General features: G+C 47.3%; 22 protein-coding genes and 2 pseudogenes. 6 read left to right on the top strand and 18 right to left on the bottom strand.

The features are described from left to right. Nucleotides 1-31 precede the first annotated feature (31 nt). From ABNN70_RS04060 to ABNN70_RS04040, 5 genes and pseudogenes are all read right to left on the bottom strand, one after another. Complete coding sequence (locus ABNN70_RS04060; RefSeq protein WP_353948815.1) at nucleotides 32-1318, bottom strand: adenylosuccinate synthase; 1287 nt, start codon at nucleotides 1316-1318, stop codon at nucleotides 32-34. Between the two features lie 285 nt (nucleotides 1319-1603). Further along, nucleotides 1604-2970, bottom strand: a pseudogene (gene dnaB, locus ABNN70_RS04055) (replicative DNA helicase). A 69-nt stretch (nucleotides 2971-3039) separates the two neighbouring features. Continuing rightward, nucleotides 3040-3483, bottom strand: coding sequence for a 50S ribosomal protein L9 (gene rplI / locus ABNN70_RS04050; RefSeq protein WP_353948814.1), 444 nt, complete (start codon nucleotides 3481-3483; stop codon nucleotides 3040-3042). Further along, entirely contained in the window at nucleotides 3484-5460 is a 1977-nt protein-coding gene (locus tag ABNN70_RS04045; RefSeq protein WP_353948813.1) for a DHH family phosphoesterase, read from the bottom strand. A gap of 59 nt (nucleotides 5461-5519) precedes the next feature. Further along, on the bottom strand, nucleotides 5520-6464 hold the full coding sequence (locus tag ABNN70_RS04040; protein WP_353948812.1) for a YybS family protein: 945 nt from the start codon (nucleotides 6462-6464) through the stop codon (nucleotides 5520-5522). Nucleotides 6465-6917: 453 nt separating this feature from the next. Between ABNN70_RS04040 and ABNN70_RS04035 the strand changes: the two genes are divergently transcribed. The 4 genes from ABNN70_RS04035 (at nucleotide 6918) to ABNN70_RS04020 (ending at nucleotide 10934) form a co-directional block, all read left to right on the top strand. Further along, the gene (locus ABNN70_RS04035; RefSeq protein WP_353948811.1) at nucleotides 6918-7850 is read left to right on the top strand and encodes a cation diffusion facilitator family transporter; all 933 of its coding nucleotides are present in this window, start codon (nucleotides 6918-6920) and stop codon (nucleotides 7848-7850) included. 72 nt (nucleotides 7851-7922) lie between these two features. Then, a complete protein-coding gene (locus ABNN70_RS04030; RefSeq protein ID WP_129928563.1) occupies nucleotides 7923-8384 on the top strand; it encodes a chemotaxis protein CheW in 462 nt (153 codons plus the stop codon). A gap of 1246 nt (nucleotides 8385-9630) precedes the next feature. After that, entirely contained in the window at nucleotides 9631-10278 is a 648-nt protein-coding gene (locus ABNN70_RS04025; protein ID WP_129928564.1) for an HD domain-containing protein, read from the top strand. A gap of 83 nt (nucleotides 10279-10361) precedes the next feature. Next, complete coding sequence (locus ABNN70_RS04020) at nucleotides 10362-10934, top strand: DUF420 domain-containing protein (RefSeq protein WP_353948810.1); 573 nt, start codon at nucleotides 10362-10364, stop codon at nucleotides 10932-10934. Nucleotides 10935-11041: 107 nt separating this feature from the next. Here ABNN70_RS04020 and rpsR read toward each other — a convergent pair whose 3' ends face one another. The 5 genes and pseudogenes from rpsR to ABNN70_RS03995 form a co-directional block, all read right to left on the bottom strand. After that, the gene (gene rpsR / locus ABNN70_RS04015) at nucleotides 11042-11272 is read right to left on the bottom strand and encodes a 30S ribosomal protein S18 (protein ID WP_353948809.1); all 231 of its coding nucleotides are present in this window, start codon (nucleotides 11270-11272) and stop codon (nucleotides 11042-11044) included. 36 nt (nucleotides 11273-11308) lie between these two features. After that, the gene (gene ssb, locus ABNN70_RS04010; protein ID WP_129928567.1) at nucleotides 11309-11830 is read right to left on the bottom strand and encodes a single-stranded DNA-binding protein; all 522 of its coding nucleotides are present in this window, start codon (nucleotides 11828-11830) and stop codon (nucleotides 11309-11311) included. A gap of 335 nt (nucleotides 11831-12165) precedes the next feature. After that, nucleotides 12166-13494: an IS1380 family transposase gene (locus ABNN70_RS04005; RefSeq protein ID WP_129930918.1), complete on the bottom strand. Its 1329-nt coding sequence runs from the start codon at nucleotides 13492-13494 to the stop codon at nucleotides 12166-12168. Nucleotides 13495-13667: 173 nt separating this feature from the next. Further along, nucleotides 13668-13877 (bottom strand): annotated as a pseudogene (rpsF, locus tag ABNN70_RS04000) (30S ribosomal protein S6); the annotation flags it as partial. Between the two features lie 274 nt (nucleotides 13878-14151). Further along, on the bottom strand, nucleotides 14152-15096 hold the full coding sequence (locus ABNN70_RS03995) for a LysR family transcriptional regulator (protein ID WP_353948808.1): 945 nt from the start codon (nucleotides 15094-15096) through the stop codon (nucleotides 14152-14154). 147 nt (nucleotides 15097-15243) lie between these two features. On the opposite strand from ABNN70_RS03995, the gene ABNN70_RS03990 reads away from it, so the two are divergent. After that, complete coding sequence (locus ABNN70_RS03990; RefSeq protein WP_353948807.1) at nucleotides 15244-16500, top strand: amino acid permease; 1257 nt, start codon at nucleotides 15244-15246, stop codon at nucleotides 16498-16500. 282 nt (nucleotides 16501-16782) lie between these two features. Here the strand turns inward: ABNN70_RS03990 and ABNN70_RS03985 are convergent, their stop codons facing one another. The 5 genes from ABNN70_RS03985 to ABNN70_RS03965 form a co-directional block, all read right to left on the bottom strand. Beyond that, a complete protein-coding gene (locus ABNN70_RS03985; RefSeq protein ID WP_129928571.1) occupies nucleotides 16783-17385 on the bottom strand; it encodes a CadD family cadmium resistance transporter in 603 nt (200 codons plus the stop codon). 129 nt (nucleotides 17386-17514) lie between these two features. After that, nucleotides 17515-17682, bottom strand: coding sequence for a hypothetical protein (locus ABNN70_RS03980; protein WP_353948806.1), 168 nt, complete (start codon nucleotides 17680-17682; stop codon nucleotides 17515-17517). A 364-nt stretch (nucleotides 17683-18046) separates the two neighbouring features. Beyond that, nucleotides 18047-19147, bottom strand: coding sequence for a redox-regulated ATPase YchF (ychF, locus tag ABNN70_RS03975; RefSeq protein ID WP_129928572.1), 1101 nt, complete (start codon nucleotides 19145-19147; stop codon nucleotides 18047-18049). A gap of 115 nt (nucleotides 19148-19262) precedes the next feature. Continuing rightward, on the bottom strand, nucleotides 19263-19502 hold the full coding sequence (locus tag ABNN70_RS03970) for a DUF951 domain-containing protein (RefSeq protein ID WP_353948805.1): 240 nt from the start codon (nucleotides 19500-19502) through the stop codon (nucleotides 19263-19265). Between the two features lie 37 nt (nucleotides 19503-19539). Continuing rightward, nucleotides 19540-20922, bottom strand: a complete 1383-nt coding sequence (locus tag ABNN70_RS03965; RefSeq protein ID WP_129928574.1) for a glycine--tRNA ligase — start codon at nucleotides 20920-20922, stop codon at nucleotides 19540-19542. Between the two features lie 389 nt (nucleotides 20923-21311). On the opposite strand from ABNN70_RS03965, the gene yyaC reads away from it, so the two are divergent. After that, nucleotides 21312-21938 carry a spore protease YyaC gene (yyaC, locus tag ABNN70_RS03960; protein ID WP_353948804.1) on the top strand — a complete coding sequence of 209 codons (627 nt, stop codon included), beginning with the start codon at nucleotides 21312-21314 and terminating at the stop codon, nucleotides 21936-21938. On the opposite strand, the gene ABNN70_RS03955 is transcribed toward yyaC, so the two are convergent. From ABNN70_RS03955 to noc, 3 genes are all read right to left on the bottom strand, one after another. Next, nucleotides 21933-22793 carry a ParB/RepB/Spo0J family partition protein gene (locus ABNN70_RS03955; RefSeq protein WP_129928576.1) on the bottom strand — a complete coding sequence of 287 codons (861 nt, stop codon included), beginning with the start codon at nucleotides 22791-22793 and terminating at the stop codon, nucleotides 21933-21935. The two genes, yyaC and ABNN70_RS03955, sit on opposite strands and share 6 nt — an antisense overlap. Next, nucleotides 22786-23547, bottom strand: a complete 762-nt coding sequence (locus ABNN70_RS03950; protein WP_129928577.1) for an AAA family ATPase — start codon at nucleotides 23545-23547, stop codon at nucleotides 22786-22788. Before ABNN70_RS03950 ends, ABNN70_RS03955 begins: the two co-directional genes overlap by 8 nt. A gap of 165 nt (nucleotides 23548-23712) precedes the next feature. Further along, nucleotides 23713-24576 (bottom strand): nucleoid occlusion protein, encoded by an 864-nt coding sequence (gene noc, locus ABNN70_RS03945; protein WP_353948803.1) that lies wholly within the window; start codon nucleotides 24574-24576, stop codon nucleotides 23713-23715. Between the last annotated feature and the right edge of the window lie 16 nt (nucleotides 24577-24592).

Here is a 24592-nt window from a genome sequence, read left to right as displayed (position 1 = left end):
TTTCTCTGCCTGCAATCAGATTCATTTTTCTTCAGGCAAAAACACTGCGCACTTCAATCGTCTGCGACCGGTCGGGTCCAACAGAAAAGAGGGATAACGGCACTTCGGACAGCTGAGAAATGCGTTCCATATAGTGACGCGCATTCTGCGGCAGATCAGAAAGTGAACGGGCTCCCGTGATGTCCTCCGACCAGCCCGGCATTTCCTCATAAACCGGTTTGCAGGCCGCCAGAACCTTCAGGCTTGCCGGAAACTCATGGATCACTTCGCCGTTATATTCGTACGCCTTGCAGATCTTTACTGTCTCAAGCCCGGTCAGCACATCGACACAGTTCAGTGACAGGTCCGTCAGTCCGCTGACGCGGCGGGAATGACGCAGAACAACCGTATCCAGCCAGCCGACCCGGCGCGGCCGGCCCGTCACGGTTCCATACTCATGACCCGTCTCACGAATCCGGTCACCAGTGGCATTGGTCAGTTCAGTAGGAAACGGACCGTCACCCACGCGTGTCGTATAAGCCTTTGCGCAGCCCACAACATGATTAATCTTTGTCGGGCCGACACCGGCGCCTATGGTCACACCCCCGGCAACCGGATTGGAAGAGGTCACAAAAGGATAGGTCCCCTGATCGATATCCAGCATGCAACCCTGCGCCCCTTCGAACAGCACGCGCCGCCCGGCATCCAGAGCTTCATTCAGGACTGCCGAAGTGTCACAGACGAGGTGGCGCAGCCGCTCGCCATAGGCCAGATATTCACCATAAATATCGTCAATATTAAAGCCATCGCTCTCATACATTTTTTCAAGCAGACGATTCTTCTGTGCCAGATTCCTTAACAGTTTTTCTCTGAACGTCTCCGGTTCAAGCAAATCTGCCATTCGAATCCCGGTTCTCGCCGCTTTATCCATATAAGCCGGCCCGATCCCTTTCTGAGTCGTTCCTATTTTTGATGCACCTTTTCGTTCTTCTTCAAGAATATCCAGTCTGATATGGTAAGGCAGTACGATATGTGCGCGATTACTGATGCGCAGATGATCAGTCGGTATGCCCCTTTTCTCCATGTAGTCCAGTTCGTTGCAGAGCGATTTTGGATTGATCACCATGCCATTACCGAGAACGCAGATTTTTTCAGAATACAGGATTCCCGACGGCATCAGTCTTAATTTATACGTTTTGCCATTCCAGACGATCGTGTGGCCGGCATTGTCGCCTCCCTGATAACGGGAGACCACTTCTGAATTTTCCGAAAGGTAATCCGTGATTTTTCCTTTTCCTTCATCGCCCCACTGAGCACCAACAACAACTACAGAAGACATCCATCCAGCCCCCTAGCTCATCCTTAAAAATTTAAAATTTCTGTTCCAGTTTGCAACTTGTTTATACATCCGGTAAATTTCGGGCATCAAAGATCCCTGTTCAGTCTAACAGGTCTCCTCTGTATAAGTCAATGCAAAATACGAACATTTGTATTTAAAAAACCAGATTCGTTCGGATTTATTACGAAGAAAAGGTGCCTGCCGACAAGTCTCTGACCCCCGGCAGTAGCTTCCGCAAAAATTTCATATTTCATTTTTGTACATTCAAAAAGCAGATAAAATGACTTATGCACCACGGGGAATGTCGTCCTGATGTTTCCTGTCAATATTGACAAACTTATTGTATTCCTTAATAAAAGCCAGCTCGACGGTGCCTACCGGACCATTACGCTGTTTGGCAATTATAATTTCGATAATGTTTTGTTTTTCGCTTTCTTTATTGTAATAATCGTCCCGATAGAGAAAAGCGACGACATCGGCATCCTGCTCGATACTGCCTGATTCGCGGATATCGCTCATCATGGGGCGCTTGTCCTGACGTGCTTCTACACCTCTTGAGAGCTGTGACAGGGCAATGACCGGCACATCCAGTTCACGTGCCATAGCTTTTAGTGTCCGGGAAATCTCGGACACTTCCTGCTGCCGGTTTTCCTGGCGATGCATGCTGCCTGTCCCCGTAATCAGCTGAAGATAGTCAATGATCACAAGATCCAGTCCTTTTTCCTGCTTAAGTCTCCGGCATTTTGCCCGTATATCATTAACCCGGATCCCGGTGAATCGTCAATATAGATTCCGGCACGCGACAGGCTGCCCATCGCCATTGTCAGTTTTTGCCAGTCATCATCTTCAAGGTTTCCTGTACGCAGCTTCTGGGCATCGATATTTCCTTCAGCACAGAGCATACGCATGGCCAGCTGACGGGCGCCCATTTCCAGACTGAAAATCGCTACATTGGCATCACTTTTCGTGGCCACATTCTGAGCAATATTCAAGGCAAAGGCCGTCTTACCTACGGATGGGCGGGCGGCAACAATAATGAGATCACTTTTCTGAAAGCCGGCAGTCATCCGGTCCAGTTCCATGAATCCCGTTGGTGTTCCCGTCACATCGTCTTTACGACTGTGCAATGCTTCGATATTATCGTATGTTTCGATCAGGACATCTTTGATCGGGCGGAATTCACCGGCCCGCTTCCGTTCGGAGACTTCAAGGATCTCCCGTTCGGCATCGTCAACGATCGTCTCCACATCATCATCCCGGGTATAGCCATCGGAAACGATGTGTGTGGCTGTACGGATCAGCCGGCGGAGCAGTGATTTTTCCGCAACAATATGACAGTAGTATTCAATATTTGCTGCTGTCGGCGCTGAACCGGCCAAATCCGCAAGATAGGAGACCCCGCCAACTTCTTCGAGGTGTTTTCCCGTCTGCAGAGCGTTGGTCACTGTGACAACGTCAACCGGCTCATTTCGATCAGACAGACTCAGCATAACGGAAAAGATCAGCTGATTGCCGGTATGGTAAAAATCCTCGGGTACGAGAAGCTCTGAAGCTGTGACGACTGCCGCGGGTTCCAGAAATATGGCACCCAGCACCGCCTGCTCCGCTTCCGTATTGTGCGGAGGAGTCCGGTCAGCAAATAAATCACTCATTTTCTTTCTCCTCCCTTAGGCACCCACTCTCAGGTCTTGAAGCATGAAAAAAATATTGTTTCAGACATTTTACTGTTCTTGCACATGTACCTTAACCTTTGCTGTTACATCCGGGTGCAGTTTCAGCGGAACATCCGTGTATCCAAGTGAACGAATCGGCTCAGCGAGGTCGATCTTTCTTTTATCAATGGTGATATCCATCTTTTTCAGTGCCTGGGCAATTTGTTTACTCGTGATCGAGCCGAACAATCTGCCTCCTTCACCTGATTTTGCCTGCAGCTCAACGGTTACTTTTTCGATTTTTGCTTTCAATGATTCAGCTTCCTGACGTTCTTTTTCTTCATTCTGTTTCTTTTTCCTCTTTCTTGCAGCAAGCTGGCTCAGGCTGCTTTTATTTGCCGCGACAGCCAGATTCTGTGGAAACAGATAATTGCGGGCATAGCCTTCAGAGACCTCTTTGATTTCGCCTGAACGGCCTTTTCCTTTCACGTCTTTCACAAAAATGACTTTCATTTATGACAAACCTCCTTCAATATAACGGTCAATCGCCTGTTTCACTTTTTCTTCCGCCGATGAGACGCTCTCGTGTTCGAGCTGTGTCGCAGCAGTATTTAAATGACCGCCGCCCCCAAGACTCTCCATTATGATCTGGACATTCATATCACCGAGCGAGCGGGCACTGATACCCACTTTCCCATCCTCTCTCATACCAATGACAAAAGAGGTCCTGATTCCTTCCAGCATCAGCAGTGTATCTGCTGTCTGGGCAAGCAGCACCTGATCATAGGTCTTGTCCTGATCACCAGTCACAATCGCAACTTTCGGGCGATAGATCTTTGTCCTGTGGATGAGTGCGGCACGCTGGTTAAACTGCTCAAGATCGTCACTTAAAAATTTCTGAACAAGAATTGTATCTGCGCCATGTGCCCGAAGATATGAGGCTGCATCAAATGTACGAAACCCTGTGCGGAGGGTGAAATTCTTCGTGTCAACGGCAATACCGCCCAGCATCGCTGTCGCTTCAATGACGTCAAGTGGACGCTCATTCGACTGATACTCCAGCAGCTCCGTCACCAGTTCCGATGTCGACGAGGCATAGGGCTCCATATAAACCAGGACAGGATCTTTTACAAATTCCTCAGCGCGCCGATGATGATCAATCCCAACCACCCGGTGAACATCATCAAGCAGTGTCCGGTCGACGACCATCGACGGCCTGTGCGTATCTGCAACAATCACGAGCGTCCGCCTGGTGACTTCGGCATGGGCCTGCTCTGCAGAGATGAAGCTTGTCCACAGATTTTTGTGCTTTTTTATTTCGTCAAGCAGTCGGGCAACACCTGTGACATTTTTCTGACGATCCATCACTATTTTCGCGCTCCGGCCGTTGGCATGGGCAATTTTCAACAATCCGATGCAGGAACCGATGGCGTCAAGATCCGGTGCCTGATGGCCCATAATCATCACCTGATCGCTTTCCAGCATCAGTTCGGACAGAGCATGGGAGATGACCCTGGCACGGACACGGGTCCTTTTTTCAATCGGGTTAGATTTTCCACCATAAAACTTCACATTTCCGTCCGGCCTTTTAATCACGGCCTGGTCACCGCCACGACCCAGCCCGAGATCAAGTGCCGACTGACTGTACGTGCCCAGTTCCTCAAGTGATTCCGCACCCGCCCCGACACCGATACTGAGTGTCAAAGGAATATGACTTAATGGTACCGTGACTTTACGTACCTGATCAAGAATGGAAAAATGATCTGCTTCTACATGTTTTAACAGTTTTTCATTCATCACCGCAAGAAAGCGGTCGGAGGCAGTACGGCGCAAATAGATCCCGTAATGCTGTGCCCAGGCTTTAATCAGGGAAGTCGCTTCATTATTTATTGTGCTCCTGACCTGATCCTCCAGCCCCTGTGTCACTTCGTCATAATTATCAAGAAAAATAAGGGCAAGAACCGATTGTTCATTATAATAATTCTTCTTAATTTCAAGAACATCTGTGATATCGGCAAAATAGAGCAGACGGTCATCCCGTCTCAGCCGTACCCTGTACTTCCTGTCCCTTATCGTAAGAATATCCGAGTCTTTATCCGACAAAATGAGTTGATTAATCTCACCGGAAATATCATCAAGGGCTTTACCTATGTGCGTCGTATGACTTCCGGCAATGGTGTCCATTTCCGGATTGCACCACTCGATCTCTCCTGTATCATCGTACAGGATAATACCAATCGGCATTTGCAGCAGTGCCTCACCTCCGACTTTTTTCAGTCGGTAAGAGAGTCCGGCAACATACTCAATCAGTTCTTTATCAAATTGCGTTTCATTAAAAATAAACCAGGTGATGGCAAGGGCGAGAATAACCAGTCCGGCCAGAGCAAGCATCCAGTTCAGGAACGCCGTGAATGTGATAAAGAGAAGACACAGCACACCCAGGATAATAAGCAGGTCGCTGCGCCATCGATGTTTAAATTTATTTGACACGTCTATTCAGCTCCTGAGGCCCATATTCCGCCTGTTTCGCATGATTCATTTTCCTTACTTTACTGTTTCCCGCGGATACGTTTGCGCAGGTTGAAACCAAGGTCAATTATACCCAATATCCACACCAATTGCAGCAGTGGAAAACTGAAAATCAGAACAACGACTGTTATGAGGATGGGTACGGCAATGGGCACTTTTTTCACGTACATAAAATAAAAAATAAAACTCAGCCCCTGGATAGCAAGTAAAATCTGGAACACAAACTCTATATTAATCAGGGCCGTATAGAATGATGTTCCAGACTCAGCCGGCACGAATAACTGGATAACCAGGACGAACAGATAAAGCCAGATCAGGCTCCTCGGAACCTGCCATGACCGAAAAGGGATCCATCCGGGGACATCCACCTTCAGCAACCTGAGAAGGGGAAGGGCGATCAGCTCAACAATAAGCGAGTAAAAAACGCCGATCATGACGAGCAATGAGGGCGCCAGATAACCCAGATAATCCAGCTGGTTTCTGTAAAATTCAAGCAGTTTCCCTTTATCCTGATTCAGAAGGGAGCCGAACTGATTCAGTGAAAGTTCAATAGACTGCGACGCAATATCTTTAAATGCCGTAATGGGATTGAATTTCATGACAAGAACGGAAAAGGCCAGATACAAAATCAGAACGGCAATACTGGCAAGACTTCCTCCCAGAAGGACGGCAAATGCGGGCTTCTTACGATGGATAATCTCTCCCATGACACACCCAATGATCATGAAAAAGATCGGAATGACAGCTCCCGGTCCAGGCAGAATAATAAGCAGGACCGCCGCTGCAGCAATGAACCCGGCCAATCCATATGGCCAGCTAAATTTTGCTGTGAGATACATGAGTGGAACCGGTATCAGCCAGATTGTCAGCAAAGAGACAGCTGGCACATATACCGTTACAATCAGTAACAGACTCAGAAACAAGAGTGTCAAAAGCCCATGAAACAGGGCGTTTTTATTCTTCATTATCAGGCACCTCTGTACAGGAACGGACGTACAACATAACCATTTTACTGGCAGTCTGCTACGGGATCTAAACGAGCCATTTCCTGGAATGATCAGGCAGATTAACGGATACTGCCCATAAGTTTCATTATAATATAAAAACAGGACCGATTGGAAGCCTTACGAAGAGGGCGATTCCTCTGCCTTGTCTTTTCTCTGTATCATGTGTATAATAGTCTCGATAATATAATTAAGAAAGCGTTTTACATGAAGCCCGTCGCCGGTATGAAATACTGAAGCGGGTGTTTTTACGTTCCGACCGTTTGTCGGCAATTCTGGAGAGCTGATGCCGTATGTATGCGGATATGAATAAATATAAACAAAATATATCTTTTAAAAGACAATTCGAAATCGGATTGTCTTTTATGATGAATAATTTGCCTCAGGCAAACTTTGTGAGCGGGGTGAATAATCATGCCCTATGAAGGTCCAAAAGCCCTGTTCGCCGCATGGGTCAGCCTGATCAGCAACTTTTTTCTGACTGTGATCAAGATTGTCTTCGGTATCTTTTTCCACAGTACCGCACTCGTCGCCGACGGTGTTCATAACGGAGGGGATGTGATCGCGTCTGTCGCAACCATTGGATCAATGAAATGGTCGAACCATCCCGCCGACATCGAACATCCTTACGGGCATGGCAAGGCGGAAGATATCTCTTCTGCCTTTGTTGCTCTGATACTCATTGCTGCTGCAGCATTTCTGATCTTTGATGCCGTCAGGGCCCTTTTCGAACCGGCTTCACCCGTCAGCGTGTGGGCGTTTGCTGCAGCTGCTGTCTCTGCTGTCTGGAAATGGTTCCTGTATATTTATACAAATAAAGCAGCTTTAGCTTATCACAGCAAAAGCCTGCGGGCGACTGCTTCTGATCATCTGGCCGATATCTATGCCTCATCTGCCGCTGCCGTCGGACTGGGTATCGGATGGATCGGTCAGATTCTGGGATTGCCTTATTCACATTATTGCGACCCTGTTGCCGGCATTGTCGTTTCTTTTCTCGTACTGAGAATTGCTGTGATTATGATAAAAAAAACGACCAATGTGCTTATGGACAGCAGTGTCGATGAAGACATACAGGAAAAGTACAAAGCGGTCTTTCTTTCTTTTCCGGAAGTAAAAAAGATCGATATTCTGCGGGCAAGGGAACACGGTAACGTTATCCTGATTGATGCCCAGATCCGTCTGCCCGCCTCCCTGAATATTCAGGAAGGTGACGACATTACAGAGGAGATTCGCAAAAAAATCATGGCGAAATTTCCTGATGTAGAAGAAGTCCTGATCCACATCAATCCCTGGTATGAGGGAAAGAAAATTGTCGAACCCGATTCTGTTCCTGATTTAAAAAAATAATCATTATCCGATGACACACCGATATATTCTACAGGTGATAAAGAATCAAATTATGAACAGAAGGTGCAACTGATGTCATCAGATACAACAACCCACGTCGCCCTTACCTTACTCATCGGCGACATAACAGTCGGACTCCTGATACGTGACGTTCGGGAAATTCTTGAACCCATTCCTGCAATTGATGTTCCGGTCACGCATCCCTGTTTTGCAGGACTGATTCTAAACAGAGGCGAAGTGCTTCCTCTGTTCGATCTTTCCGGACTGTTAGAGGCGGGATATTCCCCTGCACTGAAGCCGGAGGATAAAAAATACATCATCTGCCAGTCTGCTTCCGGGGCCTGTGCCCTTGAAGCAGACGCTGTCCGGGACACGATTTCCTTTTCTTCTGAACAACTATATGCCTGTGATCTGCCCCTCCGATCAAAAAAGGTCCTCCTGAAGGATAAAGAACTGCCGCTTTTAGACAGTGGCGCTGTCATGGCGAACATCAGCCGGCTGAATCAATCCGTCAGAAAAAGTGCCGGATATTAAAGAGAACCTGTTGACCGACAAGCTGCAGACGCGGCCAGTGACCCGGCTTTTCTCAACCGTCTATCCGTCATACTTCTTAAGAAATGGAAAGCTGATTGCAATGTGGATTAAAAGGGATGATAAGGAATTCTGAAATTATTTTCTCCCAAAACAGGGGAAATTCTGAAGTCGTATGATCAAAAATCTGGGACGATCGGGGAAATTTATCCCAACATGATGAAAAATACAGGTGGAGGTTTCCTGAGATGTGCTCTTATCGGTTGGGGGATCAGTTAAGCGCATGGTCAGATGAATAGACGGAAAAATTCTACTTACTCGGTAATTAAATTTATGAATAACTAAAATAGGTGGAGAGATTCCGCCTATTGACTAGAGAAACGGGATAAAGGAGCTTTTTGCCTGGCCTAATCGGAAAAAATTCTGCTTATCTCCCCTCCGAAAAGCGTGCCGTTCTGCCCCTAACCGGAAAGTATCCGCTTATTTTACTTTTTGCTCTAAGCACAAAACATCCTATTTAAAGGAAAGTGGGATGAAAGCTCTCCAAGACGGGACATAGCCTATGGCTACTTTGAAAGGATTCACAATACGCTGAAGAAGATTGGCCCGGCCAAACGGTAAGGACTCACCTGTAAGAGGCCAGCCTCATGCCTGATCACTCAGGGTATGAGGGTGTCATTTTCCGACAATCGGCGTGTCTTCACGCCTGTTGATCGGGCGAACTATAAGCCGCAACGGCTCTACAATAAACGGACAGCCGTTGAGCGAGTCAGCAGTCGGCTGGGCGCTTCCCCCGGTTTTGAAGTGCACACAATCCGAGGCATGACAAAAATGCATATCCGATGCGGACCGGCTCTCTCGTGATGCTGGCAGGCTCTGAAACGTATCAAAGAAAAACAATCGGAAAAAATGAGAAGCCGGGTTACCGTCTGAAAAGTTATCCACATGTGGATAACCCCATCACCAGCCATTTTAAAAACCAAAATTGTGGATAACAGGAGCCGTCTGCCTTTTTTCAGCTCATTCGGGAATCACTTCAAAAATCATGAGAAAATCTAACAAAATCAGCAGGCAAAGCTTTGACAATGCGAAAAATAACGGATTCCTGTTTGAGATAAAAAAGAAAAAATCAACATCGTAAAAAGTTCGAAACAGAACAAACCCGTTGACTCTTTTCCTGATGAAGTCTATACTGATCAGAATTATTTATTCAGAGTACACAGACATGATATGAAAGGGGGAATTAATGATGGGCATTCATAAATATTTTCAAAGCCTTTCGGACCTGGAAGGTATTTATCGCTGCCCGGGCGTTTTCAAGTATCAGGAGCATTCCGTTGCCAGTCATTCTTTTAAAGTCGCGACAATCGCTCAGTTTCTCGCGACAGTAGAAGATCAAAGCGGTCACACGGTAGACTGGAAAAAAGTCTATGAACGGGCTATTAATCATGATTATTCCGAACTGTTCACAGGGGATATTAAAACCCCGGTCAAATATGCACTCCCTAAATTAAGAGAGCTTTTCTCTCAGGTGGAAGGTTCCATGACACAGGAATTTCTGGATCATCAGTTTCCTCCTGAATTCAGGAAAGTCTATGAAAGCCGATTTAAAGAAGGAAAAGACGATTCACTCGAAGGACGCATCCTGTCCGTTGCTGATAAGATCGATCTGCTTTATGAAGCATACGGCGAAATACAGAAGGGAAACCCTGAGCCCCTGTTTTTCCAGATTTATCAGGAAGCTCTGTCCTCGATTATCAAATTCAGAGAAATGCCGTCAGTCTCCTATTTTATCCATGTGATCCTGAAAGAATTGATTGAAGAGGAAACAACCGAGCAGAAACGGATCAAAGAAATTACGACAAATCTGCTTTCTGAAAACAAAGATAACCCCTGAGGCTTCTTCTTGCTTCCATTACGGTTCTCCCCTATCATAGAAAGTGAGATTGAATGTTAATCTGAAAGTTAAGGAGAGTCATAATGGATAAAAGGATACAAAGGGCAGACACTGAACGCATACATGACAAAAAAGGGAAGAATTACGCCCTCCCGATCATCACTTTCGCAATCCTTGCCAATGTCGCCATTTTGCTGTTGTTTTTTGCACCATTTATTGGCTATCAGGGGAAAGTGAACGACGATATTTATATTCTTCCTAAACTTAACGCCGTATTTAACAGTTTTACCTTTATTTTTCTTGTCGCCGCACTTATTGCCATTAAGAAAAAAAAGATTAATCTGCACCGCGGATTTATTCTTGCTGCCTTCACGACAACCTTTCTGTTCCTTTTGTCATATCTTTCCTTTCATTTTATTGCCCCGCCTGCACACTTCGGCGGTACCGGATCGGTTCGCCCGATTTACTTTTTTATTCTGATTACGCACAGTACACTTGCCGCCCTGGTTGTTTTCCTTGCTCCGTTTGCAACGGTCTGGGGCTGGACGATGCAGGTGCGAAAGCATAAACGGATTGTTCGCTGGACCATGCCAATTTGGCTCTATGTCAGCCTGACAGGCGTCGTTGTCTATCTGATGATGGCTCCTTATTATTAAGGAACATTGCTGACCGGCAAACCGCAGACGCCGCCAGAGGATTCGTTTTTCTGATACTTTAAAAAAGCAGCGGCAGCCTTTTTGGCTGCCACTGCTTTTTTATCTGTTTATTCCGCTGTATAGGGAAGCAGGGCCATCTGACGGGCGCGTTTAATCGCTCTGGTCAGCGGACGCTGGTACTTCGCACTGGTTCCTGTTACACGACGGGGCAGGATCTTTCCTCGCTCGGAAATGAACCTTCTCAGCAGATCAACATCTTTATAATCAATATAAGTAATGTGATTTACTGTGAAATAGCATACTTTACGGCGTTTACCGCGAGATCTGCGCATACCCATATCCGTGCACCTCCTCTTTTATTCGTCGGATGCCTGTCAGAACGGCAGATCATCATCCGATATATTGATTGGTTTGCTGTCATTTGCGAAGGGATCGTCAAAAGAAGGGGCATTCTGATCACTGTTGCCATTTTCATTCGGGCGCCTCGCTTGTTGTTTCTGCGAGGCGTAGCCGTTATGATCTCCTGTGGGGGCAGGAGCGGCATTCCCTCCGTTATTAGTACCATTGTGTCTTGCACCCTTGGGTTCAAGAAACTGAACACTGTCGGCAACGACTTCGGTCACATATACTCTCCGGCCTTCATTATTTTCATAATTGCGTGTCTGGATCCGTCCGTCGACACCAGCCAGACTTCCCTTGTTCAGGAAATTCGCCACATTCTCTGCCTGTCTGCGCCAGACAACTACCGGAATAAAATCTGCTTCACGTTCACCCTGCTGATTTGAAAACGGACGGTCCACAGCAAGGGTAAAACTTGTTACAGCCACTCCATTTGGTGTATAACGGAGTTCCGGAGTTTTGGTAAGCCGTCCGACAAGCACGACCCGATTAATCAACAGAATCCCCCCGATTCCTGTTTTATTTTACTTCTTCCGGCTTGCGTTCGTCTTTAATGGTCATAAATCGAATGACATCATCATTGATTTTCACAAGACGATCAAATTCATTAATTGCTTCCTGAATTATTCATAGCAGCTTATTTTCTATGGTTTAGGTGGTAATTTCGCAAAGGATTTTACAGATTTTTACTAAGCGAACAACTTAACGATGATTTTGAATGCCTGTTGGCCCGCATGGAACATGCGGACAGCCATTTTCTCGTTTTCAGGGCAGACGAATCCCGTCGTTTCCAACAGAAATTCTGAATTTTTTAAGATTGATGGTCTGGACACTATGCCAATGCCGGCAACCGATGGATTTGATCCAGCGTCTGCCGGAAGACCTTTTGGTAAAGACAGTGACTGCAGAGTCGGAAAATGAGCGAACGGCCGGAATGAACGAGCCTGCCGGCAATCTTGATCAGGCGAAGGCGCACAGTATCCATACAAAGCCGCTTCTTTTTAGCGGATTTCGGCAGACAGAGCAGGCGAAACCCGGCTTCAATATTGCTTGCCAGCATACGAATCTGCAGTTTCACCGCGTTGGCTTCAAAACGGGTGCTGCTCAGCTGATCAAAGGCAAAACCGTTCTTGCCTTCCTTGATCAGGTTTTCCATCGTGCCCCGGTTTTGATAGAATTTAATGACGCGTTTAGCGGGAAGGCTCATATTCGTGACAATAAAGGTCGGCTGGAAAAAGAGCTCACCTTCCGGGCGCTCCAGTTTCACAACAACTCGCCGGGCCTGATCCCAGGAAGCCGCCTGGTACTGAAATTCACGATAAAACACGACTGAAGAACCGACTGGCATGGCGTGCTTTTTCTGACGGGCTTCCACAAGCCGCTGTGCTTTTTCAGCCAACCGGGGGTTGGCCTTCAAACGGATGGCGTAAAAAACCTCTTTTTCCTCACACAAGCTGTACAGCCCGGGAACGGCGAAGCCACTGTCTCCCCGGACGGCCAGATCCTGTCCGGGATTGAGCGAGCGATAGTGTGCCAGCACCGGACGGATAAAATCGACGACACCACGGGAGGTGTAGACATTGCCGGAACGTAGTTCGGCTTTCAGGCAGTAGCCGGTCAGCGAGTCAAACAGGAGAAGCGGATGGTAGCCGGTGTCCTGGTAATGGGCATTGTAGGCCGTCCCTTCCTGATGCCCGGCGGTCTCAAAATTGGCTGAATCCACGTCAAGCACTACCTGCTGACTGGGCCTGAGGGCATAGAGTCGATCCAGGTAAGCTTGATTGACGGCTTCCAGCGATTGAACGGTGTCGGCATCCACGCGTTGATTAAAGCGGGACAGCCGCGGTTGGGAAGCCAGGTGCTTCTTCTCAAGCAGGGTCGTGAATATGGGATCTGTTCCCAACTCATCGGCCTGGTCGTCGGTGTGATAGCCAGCCAGGTGCTGATAGATTTTCTGAATCACCACCTTTGGGTTGGTGTGCCTGGCATGAGTGACCGGATCGTTCACGTACAGTTTTTCCTGGATCAACTCACTGAGGCCAGTCTTTTCATCGAATTCTCGATAAAGTAATAAGCCGGAATCAGAAGAAAGCGCGCCGCCTGAGAAACTGGCCTTAATCTTTTTATTGAAGTGGAACGTTGATTCCTTTACACTGGACATATGAGGAGCCCCCTGTATGTTTGTTTTCGCTTAACTTAATCATACAAGGAATGAGCTCCTTTTTCATTTCCTTTTTTCACTTTTCAGGTGAAAAGTGAAAATCGCTGTAAACCTTGGTGGCTCAACGACAAGTAAAGTTCATACCGCGGGCCATGAATATTCTAGGTTGCTTTATTGTCGGCTGTTACAAACAAATCAACATAGACACCGGTATTATAATCATTGATCTCATAGGCCAGTCGGCGTTTGCCCATTTCCTTGACATCATTGATTTCGGCGCCATTATCCGTCAGGATGGAAGCAACCTTTTCCTTAACGGCTTTTTCCTGATCGTCTTCCAAATCCGGACGCAGGATGTACAGTATTTCATATTTGCGCACGATTTTCACCTCCCTTTGGACTAAGCGGCCCCTCAACGGAGCAGAGAGCAAGTTTACTCACTCATAGATTAAAATGATAGCATACTTTATCTTTCAATGCAAGAAAAATTGGGCGGCCGATTCTGTCGTGCCGGGTATTCTCATCGTTGTGTTGTCTTGCTGTAAACGGTACAGCCTTTCATATCTCATTTTGTCGTCGCTTTTTACGTGCTTTCTGTTACTCATGGCGATCATCTCGATGCTTGCCACTATGGATGAGGTATTCGTCCGGAACGAATCAGCCACTGCCTTTACTCAGTGAACCGGTCGGATCGAAATCGGCAACTTCTTCCCGCCACATCTGTGCATTTACACGCAGCATCCGGAGAAACGCCTGCAGGGCAGAGGACAGCCACTTTGATTGATGATAGACGAGCTGGGTCGCAACCGGAACGATATCGTCCTGCCACGGCAGAACGACCAGTCTGTTTTGCCTGATTTCTGATTTCACCGTTACATAGGGCAAGTACGCAATGCCGAGTCCGCACATGACACACTGTTTGATTGCTTCGATATTCCAGAATTCCAGATCGGTCCTGACAGGCGTTCCGCACCGGTTCATGTAACTTTCAAACAACTCCCGATAGCGGCAACCCGGCTCCGTTGAAAGAATGGGCTCTTCCTGGAGATCGGCTGGCCGGAGCCGCGCCGATTTCGTTAACGGATGCTGTGGCGGGGCAATCAGCACCATCGGTTCGCGAACGAGCACTTCCGTGTGAAGATCGGGAAACGTCGCTTCTTCCTGCAGGAGAAAGGCAACATCCAGTTCACCATTTTTTGCTTCCTCTCTCAGTTGCTGGCACATCCCCGGCTTCAAAATGATTTTCACATGGGGATAGCGCCTGCGGTACGCGTCAATCACCGCGGGCAGTCGATAAGCAGCGAGTGATTCCGGGGCTCCGATCACGATCTTTCCGGACGGAATGCCGCTTTCTTTTGTCTGTGCCAGAGCCGAATCGTGCAGCGCAACGATTTGGCGGGCATAAGGGAGCAGCCGCTTTCCTGCTTCAGTCAGTGTAATTTTTTTACCGAGCCGGTTAAACAAAGGTATCCCGATCTCCGCTTCCAGCCCCTGTATTTGTGCCGTTATGCTTGACTGTGCGTAGCCAAGGCTGTCGGCAGCCCGGCTGAATCCCCTGACGTCGGTTACCGTGATAAACGTCTGCAGCTGGCGTATCTCCACGTGATGAATCCTCCTTCCGCTTGTTTCATTGAAATTATCGATCGTTTTATTCGAAATTATCCGTTTTACCGATTGAAAAACCACTGTTACACTTAATATATTGCGAAAGATGAAAAGGTTCAAGAAAAAACAGGGGGGATGAAAGACATGCGGAAGAAAAAAATCGGCCCGATCCTGCTGAGCGGACTGATCATCGGTCCGATTCTCGGATCCGGCATCATCATTCTTCCACCGCTGATCTTCCGGACGATCGGAGATTACGCGCTCGTAGCCTGGCTTCTGACGATGATCGTCAGTTTTGTGTTTGCTGCCGTGTTTGGCAGATTGTACATTCGGTTTCCAGGTGATTCAGGGGCGGCGCAAGCCGTCGAACAGGCGCTCGGCAAACCGTTTCGAAATCTCGGCGCCATGTTTCTGATCATCGCGGTATGTCTTGGGCCGATTGCCGTGCTGAGCACCGCTTCCGATTATCTCAGCCTGTGGACTGGGAAAGACAGTCCCTTTATCTTATTGGCGTTGCTGATGCTTGTCTATGCGGCTGTTTCGATGAGCATCGCGTCGCTGGGCAGGCTTTCGCTGATCCTGTCCAGTTCGATTACTTTACTCCTCGTCAGCGGTGCCCTCCATTCCCTGCTTGTTGCCCGCGGACGCATCGACTTTTCGACGCCGTTCCAGCTGCCGGCTTTTGGCTACAGCCTGCTACTCCTGTTCTGGTGCCTTGTCGGATGGGAGGTTATCGGCAACTACACCGGAGAAGTCAGACAGCCGAAAAAAACGATTCACCGGGCAATTATATTTAGCTGTCTTGTTATCGCCGTTGTCTCGCTGACCGTCGCGGCGGCTGTGCAGTGGGTGGATCCGGAAAAGCTTCATGTCCCCGTCAGCGGAAAACTGGATCTCATTCTTAGCTCTCTTTTCGGCTCCCAGGCAAAACCGTTGATCGCCCTGATCACGGCCGCGTTATGTTTGAGCACCGTTATAATGGTCATCGGCGGCGTCTCCCGGCTTATCGCTGCTCAAGCCGACAAAGGTATCTTTCCGGCGCCTCTTGCTTATCGGAATAAAAAAGGTGTACCCGTTGCCGCGCTCAGCGTTATGTTCTCCGTCCACCTGACAGTTTTTCTGCTGGCCGAGTTGCGGCTGATCACCCTCGTTCAGATCATCGCCATCGCCAACACATTTTTTCTCGGCAATGCTTTTCTCGGCCTTGTGGCAGCTTTTCGCCTTCTGGAGGAAAAATGGATACGATGGAGCTCTGTTTTTCTTGGTATCGGCCTTCTGTCACTGCTGATCTTCACAGCTAAATGGGTGCTCGTCGCAATCGTCGGAATGACCGTCTGGACATGGCTTCGCACAGTACATGCCAGGCATCCTGCCTCTTCCATCCGGAAAAAAGAACATTAAAAGAAAGGACGGGGTCGTAGCGCTGGCGTAAGCAGAACGACGGATGCCAGCAATCGCTCTATTGTATGAAAATAAGCAGTTAAAAATCAGCCGCCGATAAACATCGGATCGCAACCGGCAATGTCTTTTCTTTTTCGGTCTGTCCCCGACCTTGCAACAACAGATCGATGCTTATTTTCGCCGCGCTTCATCGAGTATCCGCTTTCTTAAACTGGTAAAAACGGGCACGGATGGAAACAGCAGCGGATCTGTTATTGGTCTGCTAAAAAAGTTGACCCGGTGTCAGAGAACGAGCGTCCCGTTTTCGAACAGGATCATGAACCCGAGTGCGACGAAAACGACCGGAACGATGAACTTTTCATATTTTTCAACAGTTTCTGAAACGCCTCTGATCGCGGTCAGGCTGCGGCTGAAGGCAAGCAGAACTGCCGCCATCAGATAATAGATCACAATAGTAAGAACGAGATCAAACAAATTTAAAGTGGTAAATAGCGGAATATATACCCCGAGATTATCGCCGCCCGCTGCCAGTGAGATGGCGGTAACACTCAGAGCCAGTTTGCTGAATCTATGGCTTGATTCAATGATTTCCTCTTCTTCGCCTTCGTCGTCTTCCCCGCCGCCGAACCAGACTTTCAGCCCCAGATACATCGGCACGAAGCCGAGCAGGCCGACCCATCGCTGCGGCACATAAGCGAGGCCGAATGCCGCCAGCACGCTGACCACAAGTAAAACAGTAATTCCTGCATATTGTCCGAGCGCGATGTCTCTTGTCGCGCCTTTTTTCTTCTTAAATTCCGAAAAAAGGACGACTAATATAATCACGTAATCGATGCTTGTCGCGATAAAAGAAAAAACGGCCGACAGAATCGTCGACATCACCATGCCTCAGCTCCTCCCAGATTGATTGTGAAAAGCACAGTGGAAAAGGTTTCCGTATCACAGAATTCAGTCATGCAGACTACGTTGATTGTTTGTTATGCCTCCCTTGCAATCGGAACCGGATCAGGCGGCTTACATAAAGGCGCAAGGCCCGACGGACACACAACCATAAAGCGCGCTGGGGAACTGAATGCCCGCCGCCTGTTTTTTGAGACGCATTTCCGGAAAACATGAGATATTTTTCAACGGCTGAATCATCCGAAAGTCCATCGGATAAGACGCACTTTCTTCATTCAGCATTTTCACAGATGCCTGCCGGACGTTCTGTCGTCGTCGGTCAGCCGATAGCGGCAGCAGATCCTGTTTTCGTTGTTACCTTTTTGCTCGAGAAGGAAGGCATGTGTCAGGGTTTTCTCGGAATCTCGCATCAGACAGAAGATGAAACTTTCTGAAAATGTACACCCGCCAGATGGCCGGCGCACTGCGCTTACCCCTCCTGAGTCAGCACTTCACGTCAGCCAAACAGGTGCTCTCAGTACCGCGTCAGGTACGTTCAGAGTTTCTCCACCTGTTTGATCCGCTCATCCTCATCCAGCTGGCTTTCATACGTATCCAGTAAGGCCACGGTCTTTCTGATCCTTTTCCCGAATCGCCACGCGCTACTTCAGACATTAAATCTGAAGTTGACGATATCGCCGTCCTGCATCACATAATCCTTGCCTTCCAGGCGCAGGTGTCCCTGTTCTCTTGCTGCCGTTTCCGATCCGGCTGAAATCAGATCATCATATGAAACGATCTCCGCGCGGATAAATCCCCGTTCAAAGTCCGAATGAATGATTCCTGCGGCCTGTGGCGCTTTTGTTCCCCTTCTGAACGTCCAGGCACGTACTTCCTTTTCGCCCGCTGTAAAGTAAGTCGCCAGCCCCAGCAGCTGATAAGATTTCGCAATCAGTCGGTCAAGGCCGGAAGTTTTAAGCCCCAGATCCTGAAGAAAAGCCTGTTTTTCATCGGGATCCAGCTCGGCGATTTCCGATTCAATACGGGCTGAAATAGCAATGACTTCAGCACCGTCTTTTTCTGCATAATCTTTGACTGCCCGGACATGAGGATTCTCGTCTGGTTTCGCCACATCGTCTTCTGAGATATTTGCGACATACAGAACAGGTTTTCTGGTCAGCAGGTTAAATGGCTTAATAGCTGCTTCCTCTTCGTCCGTTAAATCAACGTGACGGGCCGGCTTCCCCGCATCAAAAGCCGCTTTCAGCTTATTCAAAGCGGATAATTCAATGATCGCCTGCTTCTCTTTCTGATTTGCAAGTTTCTGGACCCGGTCAAGACGCTTAGTAATCTGTTCCAGATCCGCCAGAATTAATTCGAGATTGATTGTTTCTATATCATCAATCGGATCGATCTTGCCGGTTACATGTGTAATATTTTTATCATCAAAGCAGCGAACAACGTGAGAGATGGCATCAACCTGACGGATATTCGCCAGAAACTGATTGCCGAGTCCTTCACCTTTGCTGGCACCCTTCACCAGCCCTGCAATATCAGTAAACTCAAATGTTGTTGGAACTGTACGTTTCGGATGATACATTTCCGTAAGCTGATCCAGCCGGTTATCCGGTACACTCACAATCCCGACATTCGGTTCAATGGTACAAAATGGATAATTCGCCATCTCCGCACCCGCCTGTGTAATGGCATTAAACAATGTTGATTTGCCAACATTCGGCAGGCCGACGATTCCTGTTGTCAAACTCATGAATAGTCACTCCCCGGATCACAAGATCCTTGTTTCATTAATCACGTTCGTCTGTTTCTGACCATTGCACGGTCCTCATCAAGTACAGACCCTGCCTGAAAGTCCAGCCGGTTCTTCATAAAAATGAGGATTCATCTGCATTTTTCTGATTTTCATCGGCTCCGTGTTCCAAAACTTTTTTAATCTTTTTCTGAAACTCTGCTCTGGGCATCATCACACTGTGCCCGCACCCCAGGCATTTAATGCGTATATCTGCACCCATGCGGATGACTTTCCATCGGTTCTCTCCGCAAGGGTGTACCTTCTTCATTTCAACTATATCATTCAGATCGAACGCTATCCTCGGTTTGGCCATAAATTCATTCCTCCTCGGATACAGGATTTCTCCTGTTTCAGAATGCTGTTTTCTCACTGATAAATGAGGCGACATCTTCTATTGGCAGACGCACCTGTTCCATTGTGTCACGATCACGTATCGTCACTTTACCGTCCTCCTGTGAATCAAAGTCATAGGTGACGCAGAACGGTGTTCCGATCTCATCCTGCCGGCGATACCTTTTACCGATCGAACCTGTCTCATCGTAATCAACCATGAAGTCCTTCGCCAGCTGCTGATAAATGGCCCGGGTTTTTTCACCCAGCTTCTTCGAGAGAGGAAGAACCGCTGCTTTATAAGGGGCCAGTGCCGGATGAAAATGGAGAACGGTCCGGCTCTCCTTATCATTAATTTCCTGCTCCTCATAGGCCTCAGTAAGGAAAGCCAGCGTCACACGGTCAGCACCAAGTGAAGGCTCAATGACATAAGGAATGTATCTTTCATTATTATTCTGGTCAATGTAATGAAGATCTTCTCCGGAAACATCCATATGCCGGCGCAGGTCATAATCCGTGCGTGAGGACAGACTCGACAGTTCTCCCCAACCGAACGGAAAGAGATATTCAATGTCAGTCGTTGCATTACTGTAATGCGGCAGTTCCTCTTTTTCATGATCACGCAGCCTGAGGTGATCCGGTGAAACATTCAGTGATTTCACCCATTCATAGCCAAACGTACGCCAATATTGAAACCATTTTTTATCATCACCCGGTTTGCAGAAAAATTCCAGTTCCATCTGTTCAAACTCACGCGTTCTGAACGTAAAGTTACCCGGTGTGATTTCATTTCTGAACGCCTTGCCGACCTGTCCGATCCCAAACGGTATCTTTTTCCTCATGGTTCGCTGGACGTTTTTAAAATTCACAAAGATACCCTGAGCCGTTTCCGGACGAAGAAAAATTTCATCTTTTTGTGTTTCGGTTACCCCCTGAAAGGTCTTAAACATCAGATTAAACTGCCGGATTTGTGTAAAATCATGTTCTCCGCATTCCGGACACTTGATGCTGTGTTCTTCAATCAATCGTTCCATGGTTGAAAAATCCAGTCCGTCAACCGGTCCGGGCAGCTTATCGGCTGGAATATATTCTTCAATCAGTTTATCCGCACGGAAGCGGGATTTGCAATTCTTACAGTCAATCATTGGATCATTAAAGTTTTTGACATGTCCTGAGGCTTCCCACGTTTTCGGATTCATCAGGATGGCGGCATCCAATCCAACATTGTACGGTGATTCCTGTACAAATTTTTTCCACCAGGCCTTTTTTACATTATTTTTCAGCTCCACACCAATCGGCCCGTAGTCCCAGGTGTTTGCCAGGCCCCCGTAAATTTCAGATCCTGGAAAAATGATGCCTCGCTGTTTCGCCAGCTTAACGACTTGCTCCATTGATTCTGCCATCTATTTTGCTCCTTTTCATCAAATATAAATAAGCTCTCATCCAAAGGCCAGTCTGACCCAGGGACGAGAGCTTTTATCTGCTCACGCGGTTCCACCCTAATTGATGCTATGAAAGCACCCACTCTAAAAGAGAAGCGAGACTCAGGAACGCCTTCTCCGGTGCTCTCCAGCCAGGTTCTCACCCTTCCTGGTTCTCTGTATGGATGCTTCTTCCGGATACTCTTTTCCTTCATTGTCTGATATAGATTCAGGGATTTCACCTGATTGTTTTCGATTTATAGTATAGCCTATTTTCTAAAAAAATGATACCCGCTGAATTTTTTCATTGATCATGTATAAGCTTTAAAAATCTGCCGTATACTTTACTACACCAATAAGGAGCGAAAACTATGAATCTGAGAACAAACAGCGCATTCATGAAAAACCGGCAGGAAGCTTTTTGTTATATCCATCCCGATGCCCATGTTTCTCTTGTCTCCGCCATAAACAGGCATCTGCCAAAAGAAGCGGACGCTTATTCTATTGTCATTGTCTGCATCGGGACGGACCGTTCAACAGGGGATGCTTTGGGACCGCTGGTGGGGATGCATCTCCGGCAATATACTCTGAATAATACACATATATATGGCACTCTCGATCAGCCGGTACACGCCGTCAATCTTCAGAATACCATGGAGGAGGTACAGGCGATGCATGATCATCCGTTTATCATCGCTGTCGATGCCTGCCTTGGCCACCGGCATCATGTAGGAAAAGTCTGTGTTTCTGAAGGACCTGTCAGACCCGGATCAGGAGTAAATAAGAAGCTTCCCCCCGTCGGCGATATGAATATCACCGGCATCGTCAACTTAAGCGGGTATATGGAGTATGCCGTTCTGCAAAACACACGACTCAGCCTCGTCATGAAACTTTCCAGGGCGATTAGTCGCAGTCTATATATTGCTCTCTTTTCCCGGGAAAAACGATCGATATTGACAGGCAGGCCGTTTTCCGATGATTCAGCACATTCCTTATGAGGGATGATTGATCAGTTCCAGCAGGCGGTACAGATCGTCTGCTGAGTAGTAGTCCAGTTCAATCTTTCCTTTTTCCCCTGCTCTTGCCGGTTTTATTTTTACCGAGGTACCCAGTCGTTCACGAATTCCGTCCACCTTTTCTTTCAGTTCCGGAGGCATGGTCCATGTTTTTTTCTTTGATGTTTCACGTGAAACATGATGATTGAGTTTTTGAATCAGTGCTTCAAGCTGACGCACATTTAATTGCTCTTTTAGGACTTTATTGACAACCGGAATCAGTTGCTTTTTATCTTTCAAACCGACAAGTGCCCTGCCATGGCCCATGGAGAGTTTTCCTTCCTCAAGTAATTTCTGAACTTTCCCATCCAGTTGCAGCAGGCGCAGCTGGTTGGCCACATGCGGTCTGCTTTTACCCAGCTTTTTTGCCAGTTCTTCCTGTGTCAGCTTCAATCCATCGAGCAGTTTCTTGTACGCTGTTGCTTCTTCAATTGGATTCAGATTTTCCCGCTGCAGATTTTCAATCAGGGCAATCTGCATCATCTCATTATCTGATAGTTCTTTAATGACGACAGGAACTTTCTTGAGGTCTGCACGTTTTGCCGCGCGAAAGCGGCGTTCTCCGGCAACGATGTCATAACCTTTGATACTTTTTCTGACCACAAGCGGCTGAATGATTCCATGCATTCTGATCGACCGGGCGAGCTCATCCAGTCCCGCCTCATCAAATTGTTTTCTTGGCTGGTATGGATTGGGTCTGAGATCTTCCAGGGCAACACTTTCCACTGCATTGTCCAGATCACCTGAAAATGCAGTGGGGAAGAAGGCATCAAGTCCTTTCCCCAAAGCTTTAGTCACCAGTCATCACTTCCTTTGCAAAATCAAGATAAACCTCTGCACCTCTTGAGCGGGAATCATAGATAATGATCGGCTTGCCATGACTGGGCGCTTCACTCAGGCGGACATTACGCGGGATAATTGTGTGAAAGACATGATCCTGAAAGTACTTTTTCACTTCCTGGATCACCTGCAGTCCCAGATTAGTTCTGGCATCCAGCATAGTCAGCAAGACGCCTTCAATGGCCAGATGATGATTCAAATGTTTCTGTACTAACCGTACGGTATTCAGCAGCTGACTCAGTCCTTCCAGCGCATAATATTCGCACTGAACCGGTATGATGACTGCGTCCGAAGCAGTCAGGGCATTAATGGTCAAAAGACCCAGAGAGGGTGGGCAATCTATGATGATGTAATCATATGTATCTTTTACTTTATCCAGCGCCTTTTTTAACCGAACTTCGCGTGAAATGGTCGGAACAAGTTCGATTTCTGCTCCGGCCAGCTGAATGGCTGAAGGAAGTACATCCATATTCTCAATGGCCGATGGCTTCACAACACCCGCCACTTCGGTTTCTTCAACAAGGACATCATAGACACATTCATCCACTTCCCCTTTGTCCACACCCGAACCGCTTGTTGCATTTCCCTGAGGATCAGTATCAACAAGCAGGACCTTACAGCCAAGTGTCGCAAGACAGGCGCTCAAATTAACAGCCGTAGTGGTTTTGCCGACACCGCCTTTTTGATTGGCAATAGCCAGAATTTTACTCACACTTACACCTACTCTCAAATCTCAATTGCTATCTTTTATTTTACCATGAAAAGATCAATCGATGATCATTAATATTGAATCACAAAAATATCCAGCAAAGGGCTCGTCAGAATCTTTGCCGGATAACTCATTGTTCACTATTCAGTTCACGCATTCATCATTTGTTTATTTATTTTTTGGAATTTTGATTGTAAATTGATAAAAGTCGCCCATATCCTCTTCTTCCGTATCAATCGGCATACCCGAACGGGTCACCATGTGTACGGATTGACGGATTGTATTTACGGCGATTCGGGTATCCCTGCTCAAGGATTGTCGCCTTTGTTTGCGGTTTTTCTTCTCGTTCTTTCCTTTACCTTCTTCAAGAAGCTTTCTTACACGAAATTCTGTCTGTTTGACGTTCAATTGTTTCTCCAGAATATCTTTCAGAAGCTTTTCCTGTTTCTCCGGATCTTTCAGAATAAGTAAAGCACGGGCATGACGTTCTGTAATCTTTTTTTCTAATATAGAGCTTTGAACGGATGAAGGTAATTTAAGCAACCTTAATTTATTGGCAATGGTGGACTGCCCCTTCCCCAGTTGCTGAGCCAGTCCCTCCTGTGTTAACCCGTTGATATCCATTAATCGTGCATAAGCCATTGCTTCTTCTATAGCTGTCAGTTCTTCTCTCTGGAGATTTTCTATTAATGCAATGGAAGCCGTCTGGTCTTCGTCAAGATGCTTAATGATGGCGGGAATCTTTTCCCACCCCAGATAAGAGACCGCACGCCAACGTCTTTCTCCTGCGATAATTTCAAAATGATCCCCTGAAGGGCGCAACACAATGGGTTGTATGACACCATGTTCCCTAATGGTAGCTGCCAATTCCCGCAGTTTTTCTTCATTAAAAATGGAACGCGGCTGATACGGATTTGGAACAATTTTATTTATTTCTATTTCCTGTACGTGGGTCTCATCATTTTCACTGTGAGTGAATGTAGCACTGTCTTCATGATCCTGATTAAAAAGATGAGATAAAGAATGTTTCATTTTGACACCACCCTTT

It is taken from the genome of Sporolactobacillus sp. Y61 (assembly GCF_040529185.1).
Taxonomy (GTDB): domain Bacteria; phylum Bacillota; class Bacilli; order Bacillales; family Sporolactobacillaceae; genus Sporolactobacillus.
The sequence above is the reverse complement of the archived record's forward strand: the minus strand, read 5'-3'. Positions and strand labels throughout refer to the sequence as shown.